Origin of the sequence: Rhodanobacter sp. FW104-R8 (genome assembly GCF_001617365.1) — a bacterium.
GTDB lineage: Bacteria > Pseudomonadota > Gammaproteobacteria > Xanthomonadales > Rhodanobacteraceae > Rhodanobacter.
The window spans coordinates 34,657-56,007 of the sequence record NZ_LVJR01000124.1; the positions used below are offsets into that span (position 1 = coordinate 34,657).

23 protein-coding genes are annotated in these 21,351 nt (G+C 68.1%); 22 read left to right on the plus strand and 1 reads right to left on the minus strand.

Annotated elements, in window-relative coordinates:
- The first annotated feature begins 76 nt into the window (after positions 1–76).
- From RHOFW104R8_RS16685 to RHOFW104R8_RS16760, 16 genes are all read left to right on the plus strand, one after another.
- Positions 77–3,349: a type I restriction endonuclease subunit R gene (locus tag RHOFW104R8_RS16685; protein ID WP_068096210.1), complete on the plus strand. Its 3,273-nt coding sequence runs from the start codon at positions 77–79 to the stop codon at positions 3,347–3,349.
- Complete coding sequence (locus RHOFW104R8_RS16690; protein WP_068096208.1) at positions 3,346–4,047, plus strand: M48 family metallopeptidase; 702 nt, start codon at positions 3,346–3,348, stop codon at positions 4,045–4,047. Before RHOFW104R8_RS16685 ends, RHOFW104R8_RS16690 begins: the two co-directional genes overlap by 4 nt.
- A 278-nt stretch (positions 4,048–4,325) precedes the next feature.
- Positions 4,326–4,688 carry a 6-carboxytetrahydropterin synthase QueD gene (gene queD, locus RHOFW104R8_RS16695; protein WP_068096206.1) on the plus strand — a complete coding sequence of 121 codons (363 nt, stop codon included), beginning with the start codon at positions 4,326–4,328 and terminating at the stop codon, positions 4,686–4,688.
- 152 nt (positions 4,689–4,840) lie between these two features.
- Positions 4,841–5,230: a phasin family protein gene (locus RHOFW104R8_RS16700; protein ID WP_027490334.1), complete on the plus strand. Its 390-nt coding sequence runs from the start codon at positions 4,841–4,843 to the stop codon at positions 5,228–5,230.
- Between the two features lie 139 nt (positions 5,231–5,369).
- Positions 5,370–5,852 carry an ATP synthase I gene (locus tag RHOFW104R8_RS16705; RefSeq protein WP_082823690.1) on the plus strand — a complete coding sequence of 161 codons (483 nt, stop codon included), beginning with the start codon at positions 5,370–5,372 and terminating at the stop codon, positions 5,850–5,852.
- A 3-nt stretch (positions 5,853–5,855) separates the two neighbouring features.
- Positions 5,856–6,674, plus strand: a complete 819-nt coding sequence (atpB, locus tag RHOFW104R8_RS16710; protein ID WP_068096204.1) for a F0F1 ATP synthase subunit A — start codon at positions 5,856–5,858, stop codon at positions 6,672–6,674.
- Between the two features lie 66 nt (positions 6,675–6,740).
- On the plus strand, positions 6,741–7,034 hold the full coding sequence (atpE, locus tag RHOFW104R8_RS16715) for a F0F1 ATP synthase subunit C (RefSeq protein WP_068096202.1): 294 nt from the start codon (positions 6,741–6,743) through the stop codon (positions 7,032–7,034).
- A 101-nt stretch (positions 7,035–7,135) separates the two neighbouring features.
- Positions 7,136–7,606 (plus strand): F0F1 ATP synthase subunit B, encoded by a 471-nt coding sequence (locus RHOFW104R8_RS16720; RefSeq protein WP_068096200.1) that lies wholly within the window; start codon positions 7,136–7,138, stop codon positions 7,604–7,606.
- A gap of 3 nt (positions 7,607–7,609) precedes the next feature.
- The gene (locus RHOFW104R8_RS16725; protein WP_068096198.1) at positions 7,610–8,143 is read left to right on the plus strand and encodes a F0F1 ATP synthase subunit delta; all 534 of its coding nucleotides are present in this window, start codon (positions 7,610–7,612) and stop codon (positions 8,141–8,143) included.
- A 148-nt stretch (positions 8,144–8,291) separates the two neighbouring features.
- Positions 8,292–9,842, plus strand: coding sequence for a F0F1 ATP synthase subunit alpha (atpA, locus tag RHOFW104R8_RS16730; RefSeq protein WP_068096225.1), 1,551 nt, complete (start codon positions 8,292–8,294; stop codon positions 9,840–9,842).
- Between the two features lie 73 nt (positions 9,843–9,915).
- Positions 9,916–10,833: a F0F1 ATP synthase subunit gamma gene (gene atpG / locus RHOFW104R8_RS16735; RefSeq protein ID WP_068096196.1), complete on the plus strand. Its 918-nt coding sequence runs from the start codon at positions 9,916–9,918 to the stop codon at positions 10,831–10,833.
- A gap of 131 nt (positions 10,834–10,964) precedes the next feature.
- Entirely contained in the window at positions 10,965–12,377 is a 1,413-nt protein-coding gene (gene atpD / locus RHOFW104R8_RS16740; protein WP_007512397.1) for a F0F1 ATP synthase subunit beta, read from the plus strand.
- A 56-nt stretch (positions 12,378–12,433) separates the two neighbouring features.
- On the plus strand, positions 12,434–12,859 hold the full coding sequence (locus RHOFW104R8_RS16745) for a F0F1 ATP synthase subunit epsilon (protein WP_068096194.1): 426 nt from the start codon (positions 12,434–12,436) through the stop codon (positions 12,857–12,859).
- Positions 12,860–13,028: 169 nt separating this feature from the next.
- Positions 13,029–13,559 (plus strand): hypothetical protein, encoded by a 531-nt coding sequence (locus tag RHOFW104R8_RS16750; RefSeq protein ID WP_153021744.1) that lies wholly within the window; start codon positions 13,029–13,031, stop codon positions 13,557–13,559.
- 75 nt (positions 13,560–13,634) lie between these two features.
- On the plus strand, positions 13,635–15,020 hold the full coding sequence (gene glmU / locus RHOFW104R8_RS16755) for a bifunctional UDP-N-acetylglucosamine diphosphorylase/glucosamine-1-phosphate N-acetyltransferase GlmU (RefSeq protein ID WP_068096189.1): 1,386 nt from the start codon (positions 13,635–13,637) through the stop codon (positions 15,018–15,020).
- Positions 15,021–15,180: 160 nt separating this feature from the next.
- Complete coding sequence (locus tag RHOFW104R8_RS16760) at positions 15,181–16,182, plus strand: alpha/beta hydrolase (RefSeq protein ID WP_068096187.1); 1,002 nt, start codon at positions 15,181–15,183, stop codon at positions 16,180–16,182.
- A 9-nt stretch (positions 16,183–16,191) separates the two neighbouring features.
- Here RHOFW104R8_RS16760 and RHOFW104R8_RS16765 read toward each other — a convergent pair whose 3' ends face one another.
- Positions 16,192–17,184 carry a pteridine-dependent deoxygenase gene (locus RHOFW104R8_RS16765; RefSeq protein WP_068096185.1) on the minus strand — a complete coding sequence of 331 codons (993 nt, stop codon included), beginning with the start codon at positions 17,182–17,184 and terminating at the stop codon, positions 16,192–16,194.
- 92 nt (positions 17,185–17,276) lie between these two features.
- On the opposite strand from RHOFW104R8_RS16765, the gene RHOFW104R8_RS16770 reads away from it, so the two are divergent.
- The 6 genes from RHOFW104R8_RS16770 to RHOFW104R8_RS16795 all read left to right on the plus strand — a co-directional run.
- Positions 17,277–17,546: a phosphopantetheine-binding protein gene (locus RHOFW104R8_RS16770; protein WP_068096183.1), complete on the plus strand. Its 270-nt coding sequence runs from the start codon at positions 17,277–17,279 to the stop codon at positions 17,544–17,546.
- Positions 17,547–17,643: 97 nt separating this feature from the next.
- The gene (locus tag RHOFW104R8_RS16775; RefSeq protein WP_068096223.1) at positions 17,644–18,363 is read left to right on the plus strand and encodes a xanthomonadin biosynthesis protein; all 720 of its coding nucleotides are present in this window, start codon (positions 17,644–17,646) and stop codon (positions 18,361–18,363) included.
- Positions 18,360–18,659, plus strand: coding sequence for a hydroxymyristoyl-ACP dehydratase (locus RHOFW104R8_RS16780; RefSeq protein WP_068096182.1), 300 nt, complete (start codon positions 18,360–18,362; stop codon positions 18,657–18,659). The genes RHOFW104R8_RS16775 and RHOFW104R8_RS16780 overlap by 4 nt, the downstream gene beginning before the upstream one ends.
- The gene (locus tag RHOFW104R8_RS16785) at positions 18,656–19,609 is read left to right on the plus strand and encodes an acyltransferase (protein ID WP_082823691.1); all 954 of its coding nucleotides are present in this window, start codon (positions 18,656–18,658) and stop codon (positions 19,607–19,609) included. Before RHOFW104R8_RS16780 ends, RHOFW104R8_RS16785 begins: the two co-directional genes overlap by 4 nt.
- Positions 19,539–20,189 (plus strand): LolA-related protein, encoded by a 651-nt coding sequence (locus tag RHOFW104R8_RS16790; RefSeq protein WP_068096180.1) that lies wholly within the window; start codon positions 19,539–19,541, stop codon positions 20,187–20,189. Before RHOFW104R8_RS16785 ends, RHOFW104R8_RS16790 begins: the two co-directional genes overlap by 71 nt.
- A gap of 2 nt (positions 20,190–20,191) precedes the next feature.
- On the plus strand, positions 20,192–21,351 hold a 1,160-nt coding region (locus tag RHOFW104R8_RS16795; RefSeq protein ID WP_153023056.1), incomplete at its 3' end, for an MMPL family transporter.

Below are 21,351 nucleotides of genomic sequence, written 5' to 3' on the forward strand. Positions count from 1 at the left end.
ATATGGGACGCTTTGGGGTGGAAACGCCAAAGTTAGGCTAGGCCTAACAGTGACTTGCGGTGCTTTGGGGGACGTTATGGGCTTGGAATGGGATGCCGTTGAACGCCCCTTCGTGGAGCAGCTGGTGGGCTTGGGCTGGCGCTTCGTCGAGGGCGACATCGACGAACCGCCGCGCACCGGCCGCGACAGCTTCAAGGACGTGCTGCAGGAAGCCACGCTGCGCGCCCAGCTGCGCGCGCTGAACGTGCGCGATGACCAGCCGTGGCTGGATGACGAGCGCATCTCGCAGGCGGTGGCCGCCCTGACCCGTATTGCCGCGCCGCGGCTGATGGAGGCGAACCAGATCGCCACCGAGCTGCTGCTCAAGGGCATCACGGTCGAGGGGCTACCCGACTGGAATGGCGGTCGCGGGCAGACCATCCAGTACATCGACTGGGAGCAGCCCGAACGCAACCTGTTCACCGTGGTCAACCAGTACCGCGTGGACTGCCCGCCGGGGTTCGACCGCGGCAAGCAGTTCATCGTGCCCGATCTGGTGCTGCTGGTGAACGGCATCCCGCTGGTGGTGGTGGAGTGCAAGAGTCCGCTGGTGCCCGAGCCCATGCCCGAGGCCGTGGATCAGCTGCGTCGCTACAGCAACCAGCGCTGCGCCGCCGGCGAGGTGGCCGACAACGAGGGCAACGAGGCGCTGTTCCACACCAACCAGCTGCTGGTCGCCAGCAGCTTCGACGAGGCACGGCTGGGCAGCATCGGCGCGGAGCTGGATCACTACGCGGCATGGAAGACGGTGGTGCCCGCGACCGAGGCCGAGGTCGCAGCACAGCTGGGCAAACCCAAGCTGGCCGAGCAGGAGCGACTGATCGCCGGCGTGCTGGCACCGGTCAACCTGCTTGACGTGGTGCGCCACTACACCCTGTTCATGCCGGCCGAGGGGCGCACCATCAAGGTGGTGCCGCGCTACCAGCAGTACCGCGCGGTAACGCTGGCGCTGCAGCGGCTGCGCAGCGGCAAGACGCGCGCGGAGGACGGCGAGCACGACCGCCGCGGCGGCCTGATCTGGCACACCCAGGGCTCGGGCAAGAGCCTCACGATGGTGTTCCTGGTGCGCAAGCTGCGCACCGACCCGGCGCTACGCCGCTTCAAGGTGGTGGTGGTCACCGACCGCAAGGATCTGGAGGATCAGCTGGCGGCCACGGCGACGTTGACCGGCCAGTCGGTGGAGCGCGCCACCTCGGTGGCATCCTGGCGCGCGCTGGTCAGCCGCAAGGGGCCGGATCTGCTGTTTGCGATGCTGCAGAAGCAGCGCGGCGACGCGCTGGGCGAGGCGCCGCTGACCACGGACGACTTGCCCAAGTATCCGAAGGTGCGCGATGTCGCGCCGGAGGTGCTCAACGACGACGCCACGATCCTGGTGCTGGTGGACGAGGCGCACCGCGTTCACGGCAACGACCTACACGCGTGGCTGATGGCCGGCATCCCCAACGCTGCCAAGATCGGCTTCACCGGCACGCCGATCCTGATGGGCGAGAAGAAGCGCACCCACGCGATCTTCGGCGAGTTCATCGACAAGTACACCATCCGCGAAGCCGAGGCGGACAAGGCCATTATCCCGGTGTTGTACGAGGGCCGCACCGCCAGTGGCGCGGTGAAGGAGGGCGCCAACCTCGACGAGCTGTTCGAGGACCTGTTCGGCGACCGCTCGCCGGAGGAGCTGGAGGCGATCCGGCAGAAGTACGCCACCAAGGGCCACATCTTCGAGGCGCCGGCGCTGATCGCCGACAAGGCGCGCGACATGCTGCGCCACTACGTGACCCACATCCTGCCCAATGGCCTGAAGGCGCAGCTGGTGGCCTACAGCCGACTGGCGGTGGTGCGCTACTTCGATGCGCTGCAGCTGGCGCGCGACGAGCTGCTGGCCGAGGCGGAAGCCCTGGGCGAGGCCGACAAGGCGATGGACGAGGAGGCGCTGTGCCGCTGCCCGCCCAAGCTGCAGGCGCGGGTGCAGGCCTGGCGCAACCGCGCCACGCTGCGTGCGCTGGAGTTCGCGCCGATCATCTCCGGCGACAACAACGACGACCCGGCATGGAAGGCCTGGACGGACAGCGCCGCGCAGAAGGCGCGCATCGCGCGCTTCAAGAAGCCGCTGTTCCACAAGGATGCTGCCAAGGCCGATCCGCTGGCGGTGCTGATCGTCAAGTCCATGCTGCTGACCGGCTTCGATGCGCCGATCGAGGGCGTGATGTACCTGGACCGCCCGATCAAGGAGGCCGAGCTGCTGCAGACCGTCGCGCGGGTGAACCGCACCGGCCACGGCAAGGAGTTCGGCATCGTGGTGGACTATTTCGGGCTGGCGCATCACCTCAAGCAGGCGCTGGCGGTGTATGCGGCCGAGGATGTTGACGGTGCGCTGCAGAGCATGAAGGACGAGCTTCCGGTGCTGCGCGACCGCCACCTGCGCGTGGTGGACCTGTTCCGCCGGCGCGGCATCGACAGCATCGCCGACCACGAGGCCTGCGTGCAGGCGCTGGCGGATGAGCGCCTGCGCGGCGAGTTCACGGTGAAGCTGAAGCAACTGCTGGAGTCGATGGACCTGGTGCTGCCGCGGCCTGAGGCGCTGCCGTACACCCGCGACGTGAAGCAACTGGCGCGCATCCACGCGCTGGCACGTCGCCGCTTCCAAGACACCCTGGTGCTGGGCAAGGACGTGGGGGCCAAGGTGCGTCGCTTGATCGACGAGCACGTGATCTCGCTGGGGATCGACCCGAAGATCCCGCCGATCGCGCTGACCGATGCGGACTTCGACCGGCAAGCGGGACGCGAGCCCAACCAGCGCGCCAAGGCCTCGCACATGGAGCACGCGATCCGCGCACACATCCGTGAGCACGCCGATGAGGACCCGGTGCTCTACCGCAAGCTCAGCGAACGGCTGAAGGCGCTGTTGGAGCAGCTGGACGGGCAATGGGACGAGCTGGTGACCGCGCTGCAGGGCGAGATCGACAAGCTGCGCAGCGGCCAGGCGCCGGTGGACGGCGAGCTGCCAGAGTTGCCCGCGCACTACGGGCCGTTCCTGCGGCTCGTGGTGGATGCCGTCACCGGCTCCGCGCCGTCGGCACCGCGCGAGCGGCAGATGCTGGTGGATCTCACCGTGGAGCTGGTCGACACCATCCGTGCCGAGCGGACGCCCCACTTCTGGCGCCCCAGCAACCGGCCCGCGCAGGACGCCCTGGGCAGCCGGCTGTTTGAGCTGCTGATGCGCGCCAAGGTGTTGCCGATGGCGCAGATCGAAGCGCTGACCGACAAGCTGCTGGAGCTCGCGCGGGCGAACCACGAGCGGCTGGGACAGGCATGATGCAACTGGTGGTCAAGGATCTGCGTTTCGAGCTGCGCCACAGCGCGCGGCGGCGCACGCTGCAGATCACCGTCGACCGCGGCGGCGTGCTGATCCTGTCGGCGCCGCCGGACGTGGGCGAGGCACGCCTGCGCGACTTCGTGCAGCGCAAGCGCATGTGGGTGTACCGCCAACTGGCGCGCCAGGCGGCAGTCAGTAAGCCGCTGCCGCGCAAGGTGTTCGTCGACGGCGAGGGGTTTCTGTATCTGGGGCGCAGCTACCGCCTGCGGCTGGTGCCGGACGAGGCCAGCGAAGCCGCGGTGAAGTTGCAGCTGGGCCGCCTCTTGATGCCACGCGCCCTGGCTCGCGATGGGCGCGCCCACCTGCTGCGCTGGTATGTGGCGCGCGCGCAGCCGTGGCTGCAACGACGCGTGCAGGACTACGCCGCCCGCATGGAGGTCGACCCCACCGGCGTGCGCGTGCAGGACCTGGGCTACCGCTGGGGCTCGTGCGGTAAGGGAGGCAGGCTGTATTTCCACTGGAAGACCATCCTGCTGCCTGCGCGCATCGCCGAGTACGTGGTCGTGCACGAGATGGCCCACCTACATGAGCCGCACCACACACCGGAGTTCTGGCGCCGGGTGGAACGGGCCATGCCCGACTACGAGCTGCGCAAGACCTGGCTGGCCGAGCACGGCATGGATGTGGAAGGGCTTTGACGTTGAGCGCATATGAGGTCGGGCCTCGCGGCCACTCGACGCCGGCCCGTCCGGTGGATAGCACAGCTGGTCGAAGCCATCGGGTAGAATGAGCTTCGGACGCGGCGAGGCAGCAAGCTCTACCTGGGGGTATTTCTGGGGGTAGTTTTCGATTCGCCGCGATGAAACCTTAGTATCCACAAGGCTTGGCGGCATCTATTCGGATGCACCCATACCACCATGACCCGGGCGTGTGTCTTTCCGCCGGTCCCTCTCGTCACGACACGCGGGCGTCCGCCATGCACATCTTCAAGGTATTCCAGATCGAGGCAGCGCATCGGCTGCCGAACGTGCCGGCCGGGCACAAGTGCGCGCGGCTGCACGGGCATTCGTTCCGCATCGAGATCCATCTGGCGGGTGAGCCGGACCCGCGGCTGGGCTGGGTGATGGACTTTGCCGACGTGAAGGCGGCCTTCGCGCCGCTGTTCGACCAGCTCGACCACCACTACCTCAACGAGATCGAAGGGCTGGAGAACCCGACCAGCGAGGTGCTGGCGCGCTGGATCTGGCAGCGATTGCAGCCGCGCCTTTCGGGGCTGGACAAGGTGGTGGTGCACGAAACCTGCACCTCTGGGGCGAGTTGTAGTCGTGACAGCTTTTGACGCGTCGCAATGCTTCATGGAAGCGTCATAAATTGGCGTTTTCAAATGAATATTTGTTGACATTGCGAATGATCGTCAAGAAATATATTGCAATGCACAAAAGTCGCTGTTAGAGTGTCTGCCACTACCCCATCCTCCACGAGGACTACGCCATGACGCAGCAGCTCAACAACCAGCTTTTCGCCTACACCAAGCAGTTCACCGACAGCGCGTTCAAGGCGCAGTCGCTGGCCCTGAAGGGACTGGAGACGGTCGCCGAGCTGCAGCTCAAGGCCCTCGAGGAGCAGGCCAAGGCTTCCGCGGAATTCGTCGCCGAGGCGCTGGAGGCCCGCGACATCAACGGCCTGCGCAGCCTGTGGGAGAAGGGTGCCAGCCTGAGCCGCGACAACGCCGAGCGCGCGGTGGCGGTTTCGCAGGAAGTCCTCGCGGTCACCCAGAAGACCGCCGAGTCGCTGAATGCGCTCGTGCAGGAGCAGCGCCAGGCCGCCAACGACGCCGTTGCCGCACCGGTTGCCGCCGCCAAGAAGGCTGCCGCCAAGTAATCCCGCAGCACCGTCGCGCCTCCATGCGATGAATCAGGGCCGAGCCTCGTGTTCGGCCCTGTTTGTGTGTGCCGTCGGCCAATGCATGGCGGTGAGTCGGGTGGGACGATTGGGTCACGGAATCCGGCGGACGGACGCGATGCCGCAGGCCGCATGGCTTGTCGCTGCAATTGCCGCGCTGATATACTTTTACGGATTGGATCGTGGCCCGCAGCTGTATCGGTGCCGCCTGGTGCAGGCCGCGCGGAGACGCTACGTGCTCAACAGTCTAGCCTCGGGTCGACGCCTCGCCTTGCGCATCATCCTGCTGCAGCTTGCTGTGGCGTTGCTGGCTGGCCTGGTTTTCCTGGCGCTGGGTCATCGCGAAGCGGTGGCGGCGGCGGCAGGGGCGACGACGGTGGCGCTGGGTACCGCGCTGATGTCGGCGCGGTTTTTCGGCGACGTCGGCGGGGCAGGCCAGGCACTGGGTCGCCTGCTGACGGGCATGCTCCTGAAGTGGATCGTGATCGTCGGGGGGCTGGTCGTGATCCTGTTCCAATTCAAGTTGCCACCGCCGGCCGCCATCACGGGGTTGGCGGCGGCTTACGCGGTTTATCTGGTGGCGTTCAGATTCAAGGGTTGATCCATGGCAAGCGAGCCGCAGGGCGGTCTTACCGAATACATCCAGCACCATTTGAAGCATCTGACCCCGCATACCAGCGAGGGCGGCTTCTGGGCGGTGCACATCGACTCGGTCACCGTGTCGCTGGTGCTGGGCGTGCTGTTCTGCCTGTGGTTCTGGCTGAAGGCGCGCAAGGCCACCGCCGGCGTGCCGGGCAAGGGCCAGGCCTTCGTCGAGATCATCCTCGAGTTCGTCGATGGCCAGGTCAAGGACGTGTTCCACGGCGACCGCCGCATCCTCGGGCCGCTGGCGCTGACCGTGTTCATCTGGGTGTTCCTGATGAACGCGATGGACCTGCTGCCGGTCGACCTGCTGCCGTGGATCACCGAGAAGTTCGGCATCGGCCATTTCCGCGCCGTGCCTACCGCCGACATCAATATGACCTTCGCGATGTCGCTGACGGTGTTCGTGCTGATCATCTTCTACAGCTTCAAGGCCAAGGGCGCCGGCGGCTACATGCACGAGCTGTTCACCGCGCCGTTCGGTAAGCACCCGGCGCTGTGGATCCCGAATTTCGCGCTGAACCTGGTCGAGCTGGCGTCCAAGCCGGTAAGCCTGGCCATGCGACTGTTCGGCAACATGTACGCCGGCGAGCTGGTGTTCATGCTGATCGCCGGCCTGTTCAGCGCCGGCGCCGGCCTGGCCGGCTGGGCGTTGTACGGCGCGGGCATCATCGGCTACACGGTGTGGGGCATCTTCCACATCCTGATCATCTCGATCCAGGCATTCATCTTCATGGTGCTGACGATCGTGTACATCTCGATGGCACACGATCACCACTGATCCGCGTACCTCGAACCCTTTGCTTCATCCGTTTTGACTTCAGTTCGTATTTCTCAGGAGATCACCGTGGAACATCTCGTTCAGTTTGCACAAATCCAGGGCTTCACCGCCATCGCGCTCGGCCTGATCATCGGTTTTGGTGCACTCGGCGCCTGTATCGGTATCGGCATCATGGGCTCGAAGTTCCTTGAGGCCGCTGCCCGTCAGCCGGAGCTGGTGCCGCTGCTGCAGGGCCGCATGTTCCTGCTGGCCGGCCTGATCGACGCGGCGTTCCTGATCGGCGTGGCGCTGGCGATGTACTTCGCGGTGGCCAACCCGCTGCTGGGCAAGGTGCTGGCGGCTGCCGGCGCAGGCCAGTAAGAAGCACCCTCCGGTGGCGCCGTTGCGGCGCCACCGCGTATCCGGCCCGGGTGTCGTGATGCCCGCGTCTGTTCCACTCCGTATTTACAGGTAACGCAGCGATGGATTTCAACGCGACCTTGATTGGCGAAATGATTTCGTTCGCCATCCTGATCTGGTTCAGCGTCCACTTCATCTGGCCGCACATCAACAAGGCCATCGAGGAGCGGCAGGTCAAGATCGCCGAAGGCCTGAACGCCGCCGAGCGCGCCCATGCCGAGCTGAAGAGCGCGGACGTGAAGGTGGCTGGCGAGATCAAGCAGGCGCGTCTGCAGGCTTCCGAGATCATCGACAAGGCCCAGCAGCAGGCCAACCAGATCATCGAGAAGGCCCGTGGCGAAGCCGTCAGCGAGATCAACCGGCTGAAGGCGGCGGCGCAGGACGACATCGCCTCGATGGCGCAGCGTGCCCGTGATCAGTTGCGCGAGCAGGTCGGTGCATTGGCCGTGCAGGGCGCCAGCAAGATCGTGCAGCGCGAGGTCGATGCGTCGACGCACAAGGCGTTGCTCGACCAGCTCGCGGCCGAGATCTGATCCATGGCCCAGGCAATCACCCTCGCTCGCCCGTACGCCCGCGCCGCTTTCGAAGTGGCGCATGCGGCCGGCACGCTGGACGCATGGTCGCAGGCGCTGGCGTTCGCCGCCGCGGTGGCGAAGGACCCGCGCGTGGCCGGCCTCGGCAACGACCCGCGGGTGCTGCCGGCGCAGCTGGTGGCGCTGCATCTGCCCACCGGCGTGGCTGCTGATGCCCCGTTCGGGCAGTTCCTCGTCGAGATGGCCGAGCAGCGCCGACTGGCGTTGCTGCCGGAAGTGGCCGAACTGTTCGAGGCGTTCAAGCGCGAGTCCGAGTCGCAGCTGCTGGTCAAGGTGACCAGCGCGATGGCGCTGGACGCGGCCCAGGCCGAGCAGTTGAAGGCCTCGCTGAAGCGCCGCTTCAAGCGCGAGATCGAACTGGAGACCCGGGTCGACGCCTCGCTGCTGGCGGGCGTGGTGATCGATACCGGCAGCGAAGTGATCGACGGCTCGGCGCGTGGGCGGCTAGCGAAGCTGGCCGGCGCGCTCAGCCACTAGTTTCACGCGAAGTCCGTTTCGCGAAGAGCAAAACCGGCCGTCCGGGCCGGACAGATTGAGTAAACGCGAAGTCCGTTTCGCGAAGAGCAAAAACCGGCCATCCTTGGCCGGACTCTTAAAAAAGCATCCAATTTCGGGATAGATGACCATGTCCAGCAGCACACTGAATCCGTCCGAGATCAGCGAACTGATCAAGAGCCGCATCGAGCAGTTCAAGCTCGGCGCGGAAGCGCGCAACGAGGGCACGATCATCAGCGTGTCCGACGGCATCGTGCGCATCCACGGCTTGGCCGATGTGATGCAGGGCGAAATGATCGAGCTGCCGGGCAACGCATATGCGCTGGCGCTGAACCTCGAGCGCGACTCGGTCGGCGCGGTGGTGCTCGGTGAATACCAGCACCTGCGCGAAGGCGACACCGCCAAGACCACCGGCCGCATCCTCGAAGTGCCGGTCGGCCCCGAGCTGCTCGGCCGCGTCGTCGACGCGCTGGGCAACCCGATCGACGGCAAGGGCCCGCTCAACGCCAAGCTCAACGCGCCGATCGAGAAGGTCGCGCCGGGCGTGATCTGGCGTAAGTCGGTCGACCAGCCGCTGCAGACCGGCTACAAGTCGGTCGACGCGATGATCCCGGTCGGCCGCGGCCAGCGCGAGCTGATCATCGGCGACCGCCAGACCGGCAAGACCGCGCTGGCGATCGACGCGATCATCGCGCAGAAGGATTCCGGCATTAAGTGCATCTACGTCGCGATCGGCCAGAAGCGTTCGTCGATCGCCAACGTGGTGCGCAAGCTCGACGAGAACGGCGCGCTGGCCAACACCATCATCGTGGTCGCCTCGGCGTCCGAGTCGGCTGCGCTGCAGTACGTCGCGCCGTACTCCGGTTGCGCGATGGGCGAATACTTCCGCGACCGCGGCCAGGACGCGCTGATCGTGTACGACGATCTCAGCAAGCAGGCCGTGGCCTACCGCCAGATCTCGCTGCTGCTGAAGCGCCCGCCGGGCCGCGAGGCGTATCCGGGCGACGTGTTCTATCTCCACTCGCGTCTGCTCGAGCGCGCCTCGCGCGTGTCCGAGGCGTACGTCGAGAAGTTCACCAACGGCATCGTTAAGGGCAAGACCGGTTCGCTGACCGCGTTGCCGATCATCGAGACCCAGGGCGGCGACGTCTCGGCGTTCGTGCCGACCAACGTGATCTCGATCACCGACGGCCAGATCTTCCTGGAAACCGACCTGTTCAACGCCGGCATCCGCCCGGCCGTGAACGCCGGCATCTCGGTGTCCCGCGTCGGCGGCGCCGCGCAGACCAAGATCGTCAAGAAACTGTCCGGCGGCGTGAAGCTGGCCCTGGCGCAGTTCCGCGAGCTGGCCGCGTTCGCGCAGTTCGCCTCGGACCTGGACCCGGCCACGCGCGCCCAGCTGGACCGTGGCCAGCGCGTCACCGAGCTGATGAAGCAGAAGCAGTATTCGCCGCTGTCGATCGCCGAGCTGGCGCTGTCGGTGTACGCCGCCGAGCAGGGCTACCTCGACGACCTGCCGGTGAACCAGGTGCTGGCGTTCGAGAAGGGCCTGCACGCGTTCATGCACCAGAACCACGCCGACCTGATGAAGACCATCGTGGCCACCGGCAACTGGGACAAGGACATCGAGGCCGTCTTCAAGGCTTCGCTGGACGAGTACAAGAAGACCGGCAGCTGGTAATACGGGTAGTGGCGAATCGGAAGGGAGGCAATCTTCTCCCTTCCCACCAGCGAGCATAACGAGCGGATAGAGCATGGCCAGCGGACGCGAAATCAAAACCAAGATCAAGAGCACGCAGAACATGCGCAAGGTGACGCGCGCGCTCGAGATGGTCTCGGCCTCGAAGATCCGCAAGGCGCAGGATCTGATGAAGGCCTCGCGCCCGTATGCGCGCTCGATGCGCAAGGTGATCGCGCACGTGGCGCAGGCCAGCACCGATTTCAGCCATCCGTTCCTGGTCCAGCGCGACAACGTGGCGCGGGTCGGCTACATCGTGGTGTCGACCGACCGCGGCCTGTGCGGCGGTCTCAACTCCAACCTGTTCCGCCGTCTGCTGCCGGCGATCGCCGAATGGCAGCGGCAGGGCGTGCAGGTCGACGTGGTGGCGATCGGGCAGAAGGCGGTGGCGTTCTTCCGCCGCCTCAAGGGCGTCAACCTGGTCGGCAGCGTCAGCCATCTCGGCGAAAAGCCGAAGCTCGAACAGCTGGTCGGCGTGATCAAGGTGATGATGGACGCCTACCAGGCCAACGGCCTGGACCGCGTGTTCCTCGCCTACAACGACTTCGTCAACACCATGACGCAGAAGCCGACCATCGATGCGCTGCTGCCGCTGCCGCTGGTGGCCTCGGAAATGGAAGCGCACCAGGAAGCGGGCGAGTCGGCCTATGCCGGCGTGAAGCTGGAAGCGAGCCACGACTGGGACTACATCTACGAGCCGGACGCGCAGACCGTGCTGGAGCACGTGCTGACCCGCTACATCGAGTCGGTGGTGTACCAGGCGGCGCTGGAGAATCTGGCCAGCGAGCACGCCGCGCGCATGGTCGCGATGAAGAGCGCGTCGGACAACGCGAACAAGGTGATCGGCGAACTGACCCTGGTCTACAACAAGGCCCGTCAGGCAGCGATCACCCAGGAAATCTCGGAAATCGTAGGCGGCGCAGCGGCTGTATAAGTGCGATCGTCCCTGATCGCAGAGCAAGATCAAAAGGCGGCCATCCATGGCCGCACTCCTAGTAAGAGCGACGTTTCATTGGCGCTTTGTACAAATCGAAATCTTAAAGAGATTCATCCGGAGCTATCAGCATGAGCCAGGGCAAAGTTGTTCAGATCATCGGCGCGGTCATCGACGTGGAGTTCCCGCGTGACCAGGTGCCGCAGGTGTATGACGCGCTGAAGATCGACGGCACCGAGATCACGCTGGAAGTGCAGCAGGTGCTGGGCGACGGCATCGTGCGCACCATCGCGCTCGGTTCGACCGAGGGCCTGAAGCGCGGCCTCGCGGCGCGCAATACCGGCGAAGGCATCAAGGTGCCGGTCGGCAAGCAGACGCTGGGCCGCATCATGGACGTGCTCGGCAACCCGATCGACGAAGCCGGTCCGATCGGCGAGCAGGACCGCTGGGTGATCCACCGCGAAGCGCCGAGCTACGCCGACCAGGCGGCCGCGAACGACCTGCTGGAAACCGGCATCAAGGTGATCGACCTGGTCTGCCCGTTCGCCAAGGGCGGCAAGGTCGGCCTGTTCGGCGGTGCCGGCGTAGGCAAGACCGTGAACATGATGGAGCTGATCAACAACATCGCGAAGGCGCACGCGGGCCTGTCCGTGTTCGCCGGCGTGGGCGAGCGTACCCGCGAGGGCAACGACTTCTACCACGAGATGAAGGACTCCAACGTGCTCGACAAGGTGGCCATGGTGTACGGCCAGATGAACGAGCCGCCGGGCAACCGCCTGCGCGTGGCGCTGACCGGCCTGACCATGGCCGAGTACTTCCGCGACGAGAAGGACGAGCACGGCAAGGGCAAGGACGTGCTGCTGTTCGTGGACAACATCTACCGCTACACGCTGGCCGGTACGGAGGTATCCGCGCTGCTCGGCCGCATGCCGTCGGCGGTGGGCTACCAGCCGACCCTGGCCGAGGAAATGGGCGTGCTGCAGGAGCGCATCACCTCGACCAAGACCGGCTCGATCACCTCGATCCAGGCCGTGTACGTGCCCGCGGACGACCTGACCGACCCGTCGCCGGCCACCACCTTCGCCCATCTGGACGCGACCGTGGTGCTCTCGCGCAACATCGCCTCGCTGGGCATCTACCCGGCGGTGGATCCGCTCGATTCCACCAGCCGCCAGCTCGACCCGAACGTGATCGGCCAGGAGCACTACGACGTCGCGCGCAAGGTGCAGGGCACGCTGCAGCGCTACAAGGAGCTGAAGGACATCATCGCGATCCTGGGCATGGACGAGCTGAGCGAAGAGGACAAGCAGGCCGTGGCGCGCGCGCGCAAGTGCGAGCGCTTCTTCTCGCAGCCGTTCCACGTGGCCGAGGTGTTCACCGGCTCGCCGGGCAAGTACGTGTCGCTGAAGGAAACCATCCGCGGCTTCAAGATGATCGTCGACGGCGACGTCGACCACCTGCCGGAGCAGGCGTTCTACATGGTCGGCGGCATCGACGAGGCGATCAAGAAAGCGGAAGAGATGGGCGCCAAGAAGGCCGCCTGATCCCTGCGGGCGGATCGCGCGTCCGCCCGTCGCCTCAAGCATTTGGAACCTGAGTCATGACCCACACCATTCGCGTCGACATCGTCAGTGCCGAAGCCGAGATCTTCTCCGGCGACGCGACGATGGTCGTTGCCACCGGCGAGATCGGCGAACTGGGCATCACGCCCCGCCATGCGCCGCTGATCACCCGCCTCAAGCCGGGCCATGTCGACGTGCTGCTGGCTGGCGGCGAGCGCCAGCAGTTCTGGATTTCCGGCGGCATGCTGGAAGTGCAGCCGCAGGTGGTCACCGTGCTGGCCGACACCGCCGCGCGCGCCGCCGACCTGGACGAGGCCTCCGCGCAGCGCGCCAAGAAGGAGGCCGAGGACGCGCTGGCCAACCGCACCGACGCGATGGAGATCGCCGAGGCGCAGGCCAAGCTGGCCGAGGCGATCACCCAGCTGCAGGCGCTGGAGCGGCTGCGCAAGAGCCTCAAGCATTAGTTTGTGCGCTCATCCTTGAGCGCAAAGCCAGGATCAAAAGGCGGCCATCCGCGGCCGCCTTCATGGATGAAGCGGTCGCTTCGATGGACATCGCGAAGAAGGACGCCGGCCTTGTGCCGGCGTTTTCGTATCGGCACGATGCAGCTTTGGGCAGACAGGGATGATGGCGATGACGCGGCTGAAATGCGCGTGGAGCGGACTGTTGCTGGCCCTCGCCGGCTGCGCCACCATGCAGCCCGCGCAGCGGCCGTCGCCATCCGCCACGGGCGAGGCATCGTGGCGGGCCGTGGTGCCGCCCGGCACGACGCGCTACCAGCTGGCGCTGGGCGAGGTGTCCAGCGGCGGCACGCCGTTCCAGCGCGTGGTGCCGGTGTATCCGCCGAATCTGCTCGCCGTTTGCCCGCCGCCGCAGGAAGTGCCGGCGCTGTTCATCGTCGGTGCGAATGGCGTGGTCGGCGAAGTGCGCGTGACAGCCGAGGCGCAGGCCGATGCCGGCCGGCGCGCCTTCATCGCCGCGGTGCGCGTGGCCGCGCTGCAATGGCGATTCAACCCGTTGCAGATCGATCGCTGGGCCGCCGACGCCGACGGCAACAGCCACGTGGTGGACAGCGCGACGAAACCGTTCAGCCTGGCCTATGTATTCCGTTTCGAGTGCCACGCCGGCCGGCCCACGGTTACGTCCGCGGCGGCGCAGCCCTGAGCCCTTTTCCGCCACAGTCCGGCCCGGGCTGGCTGCTATGCTTTTTTTGATCAGGACGCGTCGAGGCCTCATTGCATGAACCAAGTTCCGCTCCACGTCATCATCCTCGCCGCCGGCGCCGGCACGCGGATGAAATCGAACCGGGCCAAGGTGCTGATGCCGCTGGCCGGGCGGCCGCTGCTGGCGCACGTGGTCGACACCGCGCGTGCGCTGCGGCCGGCGGCCATCCATGTCGTCTACGGCCACTGCGGCGAGCAAGTGCAGGCGGCGTTCGCCGGCCAGGCCGACTTGCGCTGGGTGCTGCAGGCCGAACGGCTGGGCACCGGCCATGCGGTGGAGCAGGCGCTGGCCGGCGTGCCCGACGACGCGCCGGCCGGGAATGTGCGCGTGCTGGTGCTGTACGGCGACGTGCCGCTGACCCGGGCCGACACCCTGCAGCAACTGGTGGCGGCGGACGGCGGCTTCTGTCTGCTCACCACGCGGCTCGCCGATCCGCGCGGCTATGGCCGCGTGCTGTGCGACGGCAACGGCTTCGTGCGCGCGGTGGTCGAGGAGAAGGACGCCGACGACGCCCAGCGCGCGGTGAACCTGGTCAACACCGGCATCCTAGTCGCCGAGGCGGGGGCGCTGCGCGGCTGGATCGGCCGGCTCGACCGCAACAACGCGCAGGGCGAGTACTACCTCACCGACATCTTCGGCATGGCCGCCGCCGAGCACCGGCCCGCGCTCGGCGTCGAGTGCGCCGATCCGCTCGAGGCCGCCGGCGCGAACGATCCGCTGCAGCTGAGCGAACTGGAAGCGGCGTATCGCCGGCGCGCCGCGCATGCGCTGATGTCGGACGGCGTGCGGCTGGCCGACCCGCTGCGCGTCGACGTGCGCGGCACGGTCGAAACCGGCCGTGACGTCGAGCTCGACATCGACGTGATCCTGGAAGGTCGCGTGGTGCTCGGCGACGACGTGCGCATCGGCGCGTTCACCCGGCTGAAGGACGTGCAGCTGGCGGCCGGCACGACGGTGCAGCCGCACTGCGACCTGGACGGCGTGGTGACCCATGGCCCCTGCACGATCGGTCCGTTCGCGCGGCTGCGCCCCGGCACCGAGCTGGATGCCGGCGTGCACATCGGCAATTTCGTGGAAACCAAGAAGGCGCACCTCGGCGAGGGCAGCAAGGCGAACCACCTCACCTACCTCGGCGACACCGTGGTGGGCCGCGGCGTCAACATCGGCGCCGGCACCATCACCTGCAACTACGACGGCGTGAACAAGCACCTCACCCGCATCGGCGATGGTGCCTTCATCGGCTCGAACAGCGCGTTGGTCGCCCCGGTGACGGTCGGCGCCCGGGCCACCATCGGCGCCGGTTCGGTGATCACGCACGATGCGCCGGAAGGCGAATTGACCGTGGCGCGCGGCCGGCAGCAGACGTTCGAGGGATGGAAGCGGCCTACGAAGCAGAAGTGAGTGGAGCGGAGTGGCTGGTGGGAGGGTGCCGGTACGCATGTCTTCCGCCGGACCGTGATGGCGCCGACGCGCCGTTGTTCCGTGCATGGATGCGACCTATGCTGCGCCGATGCGAGCCCGTGCCGTCACGGCGAGATCCATTGCGCTGCTGCGATCCTTGTTGCTCGTGGCCAGCGCGATGGTCGCGGCCGCGCCGCCGCTCGCCGCCACCGGACTGCAGCAGGCGGCGCGTTTCGCCGACACGACACCGCTGGCGGACAGCACGGAGTTGGCGCGGCGCCTGCTGACGCCGCTGTCGTTCCAGCGGCTGCAGCGTTACCTGGCGGCGCATGCCGGGACGATGCGCACGCAGCCGCTCGATCCGGCGCAGGAGAAGTTCGCCGTCCACGTGCCCGCCGGCGCGCCCCCGGCCGAGGGCTACGGCCTGCTGGTCTTCGTGCCGCCGTGGCCGCAGGCGGCATTGCCGCAGGGCTGGACGCAGGCGCTGGACCGGCACGGACTGATCTTCGTCAGCGCGGCGAACTCGGGCAACGCGGCGGACGTCATGGACCGTCGCGTGCCGCTGGCCCTGCTGGCGTGGGCGAACATCCGCGGGCGCTATCCGCTGGATCCCGCCCGCGTCTATGTGGGCGGCTTTTCCGGCGGCTCGCGTGTGGCGCTGCGCATCGCGCTGGCCTATCCGGACGTATTCCGCGGCGTGCTGCTGGAGGCGGGCAGCGATCCCATCGGCGAACCGCCGGTCAGTCTCCCGCCCGCCGACTTGTTCCGCCGCTTCCAGCAGGACACCCGGTTGGTCTACCTCACCGGCGGCCAGGACGAGGCGCATCTGCGGATGGACGTGACCAGCCGGCAGTCCATGCAGGAGTGGTGCGTGGCCGGGGGGGAGACCGTGGCGATGCCGTGGCGCGGCCACGAGATCGCCGAACCCGCCGCGCTGGGGCACGCGCTGGATGCGCTGGCGCGGCCCGCGGCGGCCGATGCCGGCAAGCTGGCGGCATGTCGTGCGCGCAACGATCGTGCACTGTCGTCGCGGCTGGCCGAAGTCGCAGCCACGCTGGCGCACGGTGCCCGCGCGCAACTCGACGCGATCGACAGCCGCTACGGCGGCCTCGCCGCGGCAGCGTTGCTGGAATGGGCGGCCAGGCTCGACGCGAAGCCGTGAGCGCGGGACTCAGGCGTAGCGCCAGCCATCGATCTCCACCAGCAGCTCGCTGCGGCAGATGTCGCCGTGCAGCAGCAGCACCGGCACGCCGGGCAGGCGTTGCTGCAGGAAGTCGCGCACGCGCGGGGCGTCGGCGACGTGGCGCACGTAGGCCTTCAGCGGCGAGTGGGTGTCGAAGCCGGCGGCCATGCCGGCGCTGGACAGCAGGGTTTCGAGGTTGGTCAGGGTTTCGACGAGCTGGGCGTCGAGATCGTCCTGGTGCGCCGAGGCATGCCCCACCACCGCGGCGGTGCCGGAGATCGCCAGCACGTCCTGCGCCGGCAGCGCCATCGCGCGGGCGAAGCTGGGCGGCGTGCGGCCGTACTGGCGCGGGTAGCGCCAGGCGCTGACCTGGCGCGGGTTTTCCACCCGCGTGCCGGCCCGGTCGCTGGCCAGCAGGTAGACCTGCAGGCGGTGCTCGCCACCGTGGTGGCCGATCGCGGTGGCGGCGGGGAAGCCTTCGGCGAAGAAGTCGCCCATGCCGGCGGCGCGGCCGTCGCAGAAGTGCTTGTAGCGTTCGGCGTCGCCGTCGCCCTGGTTGATCGCGCCCAGGTAGTTCCACACGCGCAGCACGTGCCGTTCGCCGCGCGTGGCGACGAAACGATGCAGCAGCTCGTATGCCCGTTGCGCGGCGGCGGCGGGGCCGCCGTGCTCGCGCTCGTCCAGCTCGATCGCGACGAACAGCCAGCCGCCGCCGGCCGACCAGCGCAGCGCGCCGTCGCGGCCGCAGCTCACCGGCGCGTCGACCTGCCACAGCTCCAGCGGCGCGGGGGCGTCGAAACTTTCCAGGGCCACCTGCAGGTAGCGCGGGTCGTCGCCGGGCGCCGCCGCCTCGGCGAAGCCAAACAGCGCCAGCGTGCCGGGCTCGGCCAGGGTGGCGGCGATGTCGGCGATACGGTAGGACACCCGCGGCGCGCGGCGCGGCAGCGGGTCGACCTGCGGGTTTTCACATCCCTGAACCATTGCGTGCAACCGGGAACGATAGGGGCGCTATGTTACACTCCGCGCCCACTGCCACCGGGGGGAGGCAATGCATTCAGCGTACGGAACCGAGCATGGCGGAACAGACAGCGGCGCAGCACGAATTGGCCACCCTGGTCGTGGAATGCCTGAACCTCGACTCCGTCACCCCCGAGCAGATCGACCCGGATGCGCCGCTGTTCGGCGGCGAGCTGGGGCTGGATTCGATCGACGCGCTGGAAATCGCCCTGGCCGTGTCCAGGCGCTACGGCTTCCAGCTGCGCTCGGACAATCCGGACAACCGGCAGATCTTCACCAGCCTGCGCACGCTGTCCGCGCACGTCGAGAAGAACCGCGCCGCTTGAAGCGGGCGCATCGACGCATCGACGTCGCTTCTGTCACGCCATGTTCCGGCGCCGGTGGCAGGCTGGCGGCTTCGACGGAGCCAACGCGGAACCCGGCATGACGTCCTCTTCACTTTCGTCCGATCACACCACGCGGCGTTACGGCCTGCTGTCGCTGCCGGCCTATCCGCTGCTGGCGATCGCCGGCGCGGTGACGCAGCGGCAGGTTTTTGCGCTGCTGGCGCTGGCGCTGCTGCTGACCGTGCCGATGCTGTCGCAGTTGCTGGCACGCCGCGCCGCGGCGTGGCTGCTGTGGTCGGGCCTGCTGGCCGGCCTGCTGTGGACGTGGCGGCACGGTTTAGCCGGCTTGCTGCTGGAGGCGGTGCCGGTATTGATCAATGCGTTGCTGGCGGGCTGGTTCGGCCGCACGCTGGGTACGGCCGAGCCGCTGGTGGAGCGTTTCATCGTCGCCATCGAGGGCGCCGAGCGGCTGCGGCAGCCGGGGGTGACCGCCTACGCGCGCCAGGTCACCTGGTTCTGGACAGTGCTGCTGGCTGCCCAGGCGCTGCTGCTGGCGGTGCTGCTGCTGTGCGCCGACCACGACGGGCTGCTGGCGCGCGCCGGCGTCGCCTCGCCGCTGGCGGTGCCCGATCGCTGGGCCGCGGCGTGGCTGCACGTGGGTGGCTACCTGCTGCTGGGCGCGGCGTTCCTGCTGGAGTACGCCTACCGGCGCTGGCGGCTGCGCCATCTGCACCATCCCGGCCTGCACGACACGCTGCTGCGGCTGGTGCTGCACTGGCCGCAACTGCTGCGCGGCAAGCGCGTGGCGGCGCCATGAGCGCCGGTTTCGAGCAGGCGTTGCGCATCGGCGCGGGGCATCCCGCGTTGCCCGGCCATTTCCCCGGCGTGCCGCTGGTGCCGGGGGTGGTGTTGCTGGAGCAGGTGGCGCTGGCCCTGCGCGCCTGGCGCGGCCAGCGGCTGGCGCGGGTGCTGGAAGCGAAATTCGCGGCGCCGCTGCTGCCGGAGGAAACCGCCAGGCTGCATCTGAGCGCCGCCGCCGGCGCGCAAGTCCGGTTCGAGATCCGGCGCGACGGCATGGTGCTGGCACGCGGCCGGGTCGAGGGAGCGGCATGAGCATGCAGGGACACTGGCAGAGCCGGCCTGAAGGCGGTGGCCGCTTCGCGCTGTGGCTGATCCGCACGATCGCGCTGCACGGCGGGCGCCGCCTGGGCCGGTTCTGCCTGTATCCGATCACGCTGTACTTCTTCCTGCGCCGCGGACCGGAGCGGCGGGCCTCGCGCCAGTACCTGCAACGCGTGTTCGGCCGGCCGCCCACGGTGTGGCAGGTGCTGCGGCACATCCATTGTTTCGCCGCCACCACCCTGGACCGGATCTTCCTGCTGGCGCACGGCGAGCGGCCGTTCCAGATCGAGACCGAAGGCCTGGCCCTGCTCGACGAACGCATCGCCCAGGGCCGCGGCGTGCTGCTGTTCGGCTCGCACCAGGGCAGCTTCGAGGCGCTGCGGGCGATCAGCGCGCGCCGGCCGGAGATGTCGCTGCGGGTGGTGCTGGACAAGCAGAAGACGCCGGCGATGACCGAGTTGCTGGAAGCGCTGGCGCCGCAGGTGGGTGCCAGCGTGATCGATGCGGCGCAGGACGGCACCACGATCGTGCTGGCGATGGCCGAGGCCTGCCAGGGCGGTGCGCTGGTGGCGATGCTGGCCGATCGCGGCCGCGGCCACGAGGTGCTGCGGCGTACCGGCTTCCTCGGTTCGCCGGCGCCGTTCCCGGTCAGCCCGTGGCTGCTGGCGCACGCGCTGCAGGTGCCGGTGGTACTGTGCTTCGGCCTGTATTTGGGCGGCAACCGCTACCGGCTGGTGTTCGAGCCGTTCTGCGACCGGGTGGAGGTGCCGCGGCAGGCCCGCGGCCCGGCGCTGGATGCGTTGATTGCCCGCTACGCGCAACGGCTGGAACACTATGTCCAGGTCGCTCCCTACAACTGGTTCAATTTCTATGATTTCTGGCAAGACGCGCCTATGGCTGCTGATCCTGCTGCTGCCGTGGGCGAGCGCGTCGGCGCTTGAGCCGGCCCCGGCGGCATCGGCGGCGACGCTGATTGCCGCGCTGGGCCAGCCGGCCCCGGCGCATACCGCGTTCGCCGAGGCGCGCTTCCTGCAGGTGCTCGACCGGCCGCTGGTGGTCTCGGGCGAGTTGTCGTGGCTGGGCGGCGATCGGCTGCAGCGGCGCGTCGAGCATCCGCAAAAGGAAACCGCCACCATCGCCGACGGCGAGGTGACCCAGCAGCGCGACGGCAGGAGCCCGCGGCACTTCTCGCTGAAGCGCGCGCCGCAGCTGCAGGTGCTGCTGGACAGTTTCGTGGCGCTGCTCAGCGGCGACGCCGCTCGATTGCAGCAGGCGTTCGAGGTCCGCCAGACCGGCGACGCCGGCGGCGCGTGGGCGCTGACCCTGGTGCCGCGGGATGCCCGCGTGGCGAAGACCGTCGCCAGCATCCGCATCGACGGCCACGCGAAGGAGTCGCGCTGCATGCACATGCAGGAAGCCGACGGCGACCTCGCGGTCGACCTGCTCGGCCCGCTGGCCGCGCGGATGCCGGCTGCGCCCACCCGCGAGGCGCTCGACGCGCTGTGCCGGAGCGCGCCCTGAGCATGAGCCGGGGCGCACGCGCGACGCTGCTGGCGGTCTGGCTGCTGGCGCTGGCCGGGCTGGGTTGGATGGTGAGCCAGCGGCTGCACGTCAGCACCGACTTGCGCAGCTTCATGCCGGCGCCGACCACGCCGGACCAGCGCCTGCTGATGGAGCAGGTCGGCGAAGGGCCGGGTTCGCGCTTGCTGCTGCTGTCGATTGGCCGCTCCTGCGCGTCCGGCAATTGCTCCTTGCATTGCTCTGACTCCGGCGTCCCTGCCGTCGCCTGCGCCCGCGGCACTGGGCCATCCATGGCCGGCGCTGGCGGATCCGATGCGCAGCTGGCGAACCTGAGTCAGGGCCTCGCTACTTCGCTGAAAAACGACAAGCGCTACAGCCAGGTGCTCAACGGCAGCTTCGACCTCGGCGCGCTGGACGCCGGCCTGCTGCCGTACCGCTACCTGCTGTCGCCCACGCTGGACACGCAGCTGCTGGACGAGTCGTATCTCTCTGATCAGTTGCAGCAGCGGCTGGACGATCTGTCGTCGCCCGCGGCGAGCCTGCTGAAAGGACTGCTGCCGCGCGACCCCACGCTGGAGGTGCTGAAGCTGGCCGAGCGCTGGGCGCCGGCGAAATCGCCGGAGCTGCGCGAGGGCGTATGGTTTTCGCCGCAGGGCGAGGCGCTGCTGCTGGTACAGACGGTTGCCGCCGGTTTCGATCCCGGCGCGCAGCAGCAGGCGATCGACGGCATCCGCCGGGCGTTCGCCGCGCTGCCCGGCAGCGCCGGGGCGAAACTCGAGTTGAGCGGGCCGGGCTATTTCAGCGTGGTGGTCGGTGCGCAGACACGGCACCAGGCCGACTGGATCGGGCGCATCTCCACCGTGGGCTTCATCGCGCTGCTGCTGCTGGCGTACCGCAGCTTCGGCTCGCTGCTGCTGTCGGCGTTGCCGATCGCCAGCGCCGCGCTGGCCGGCATCGCCGTGTTGACGCTCGCGTTCCCCGAAGTGCACGGGATCACCCTGGCGTTCGGCTTCACCCTGCTCGGTGTGGCGCAGGAGTATCCGATCCGCGTGCTCAGCCACCGCCGCGCCGGCGAGGATGCGGTGGCCAGCGTGCGCACGCTGTGGCCGCTGCTGCTCACCGCGATCGCCTCGGCCTGCATCGCCTACCTGGCGTTCTACGC

What these genes read in the sequence shown, in the direction of transcription:
- RHOFW104R8_RS16685 (WP_068096210.1), top strand. Translation starts at nt 77, where the DNA reads ATGGGCTTGGAATGGGATGCCGTTGAACGCCCCTTCGTGGAGCAGCTG.
- RHOFW104R8_RS16690 (WP_068096208.1), top strand. Translation starts at nt 3,346, where the DNA reads ATGATGCAACTGGTGGTCAAGGATCTGCGTTTCGAGCTGCGCCACAGC.
- queD (WP_068096206.1), top strand. Translation starts at nt 4,326, where the DNA reads ATGCACATCTTCAAGGTATTCCAGATCGAGGCAGCGCATCGGCTGCCG.
- RHOFW104R8_RS16700 (WP_027490334.1), top strand. Translation starts at nt 4,841, where the DNA reads ATGACGCAGCAGCTCAACAACCAGCTTTTCGCCTACACCAAGCAGTTC.
- RHOFW104R8_RS16705 (WP_082823690.1), top strand. Translation starts at nt 5,370, where the DNA reads ATGCCGCAGGCCGCATGGCTTGTCGCTGCAATTGCCGCGCTGATATAC.
- atpB (WP_068096204.1), top strand. Translation starts at nt 5,856, where the DNA reads ATGGCAAGCGAGCCGCAGGGCGGTCTTACCGAATACATCCAGCACCAT.
- RHOFW104R8_RS16720 (WP_068096200.1), top strand. Translation starts at nt 7,136, where the DNA reads ATGGATTTCAACGCGACCTTGATTGGCGAAATGATTTCGTTCGCCATC.
- RHOFW104R8_RS16725 (WP_068096198.1), top strand. Translation starts at nt 7,610, where the DNA reads ATGGCCCAGGCAATCACCCTCGCTCGCCCGTACGCCCGCGCCGCTTTC.
- atpA (WP_068096225.1), top strand. Translation starts at nt 8,292, where the DNA reads ATGTCCAGCAGCACACTGAATCCGTCCGAGATCAGCGAACTGATCAAG.
- atpG (WP_068096196.1), top strand. Translation starts at nt 9,916, where the DNA reads ATGGCCAGCGGACGCGAAATCAAAACCAAGATCAAGAGCACGCAGAAC.
- atpD (WP_007512397.1), top strand. Translation starts at nt 10,965, where the DNA reads ATGAGCCAGGGCAAAGTTGTTCAGATCATCGGCGCGGTCATCGACGTG.
- RHOFW104R8_RS16745 (WP_068096194.1), top strand. Translation starts at nt 12,434, where the DNA reads ATGACCCACACCATTCGCGTCGACATCGTCAGTGCCGAAGCCGAGATC.
- RHOFW104R8_RS16750 (WP_153021744.1), top strand. Translation starts at nt 13,029, where the DNA reads ATGACGCGGCTGAAATGCGCGTGGAGCGGACTGTTGCTGGCCCTCGCC.
- glmU (WP_068096189.1), top strand. Translation starts at nt 13,635, where the DNA reads ATGAACCAAGTTCCGCTCCACGTCATCATCCTCGCCGCCGGCGCCGGC.
- RHOFW104R8_RS16765 (WP_068096185.1), bottom strand. Translation starts at nt 17,184, where the DNA reads ATGGTTCAGGGATGTGAAAACCCGCAGGTCGACCCGCTGCCGCGCCGC.
- RHOFW104R8_RS16770 (WP_068096183.1), top strand. Translation starts at nt 17,277, where the DNA reads ATGGCGGAACAGACAGCGGCGCAGCACGAATTGGCCACCCTGGTCGTG.
- RHOFW104R8_RS16775 (WP_068096223.1), top strand. Translation starts at nt 17,644, where the DNA reads ATGACGTCCTCTTCACTTTCGTCCGATCACACCACGCGGCGTTACGGC.
- RHOFW104R8_RS16780 (WP_068096182.1), top strand. Translation starts at nt 18,360, where the DNA reads ATGAGCGCCGGTTTCGAGCAGGCGTTGCGCATCGGCGCGGGGCATCCC.
- RHOFW104R8_RS16785 (WP_082823691.1), top strand. Translation starts at nt 18,656, where the DNA reads ATGAGCATGCAGGGACACTGGCAGAGCCGGCCTGAAGGCGGTGGCCGC.
- RHOFW104R8_RS16790 (WP_068096180.1), top strand. Translation starts at nt 19,539, where the DNA reads ATGATTTCTGGCAAGACGCGCCTATGGCTGCTGATCCTGCTGCTGCCG.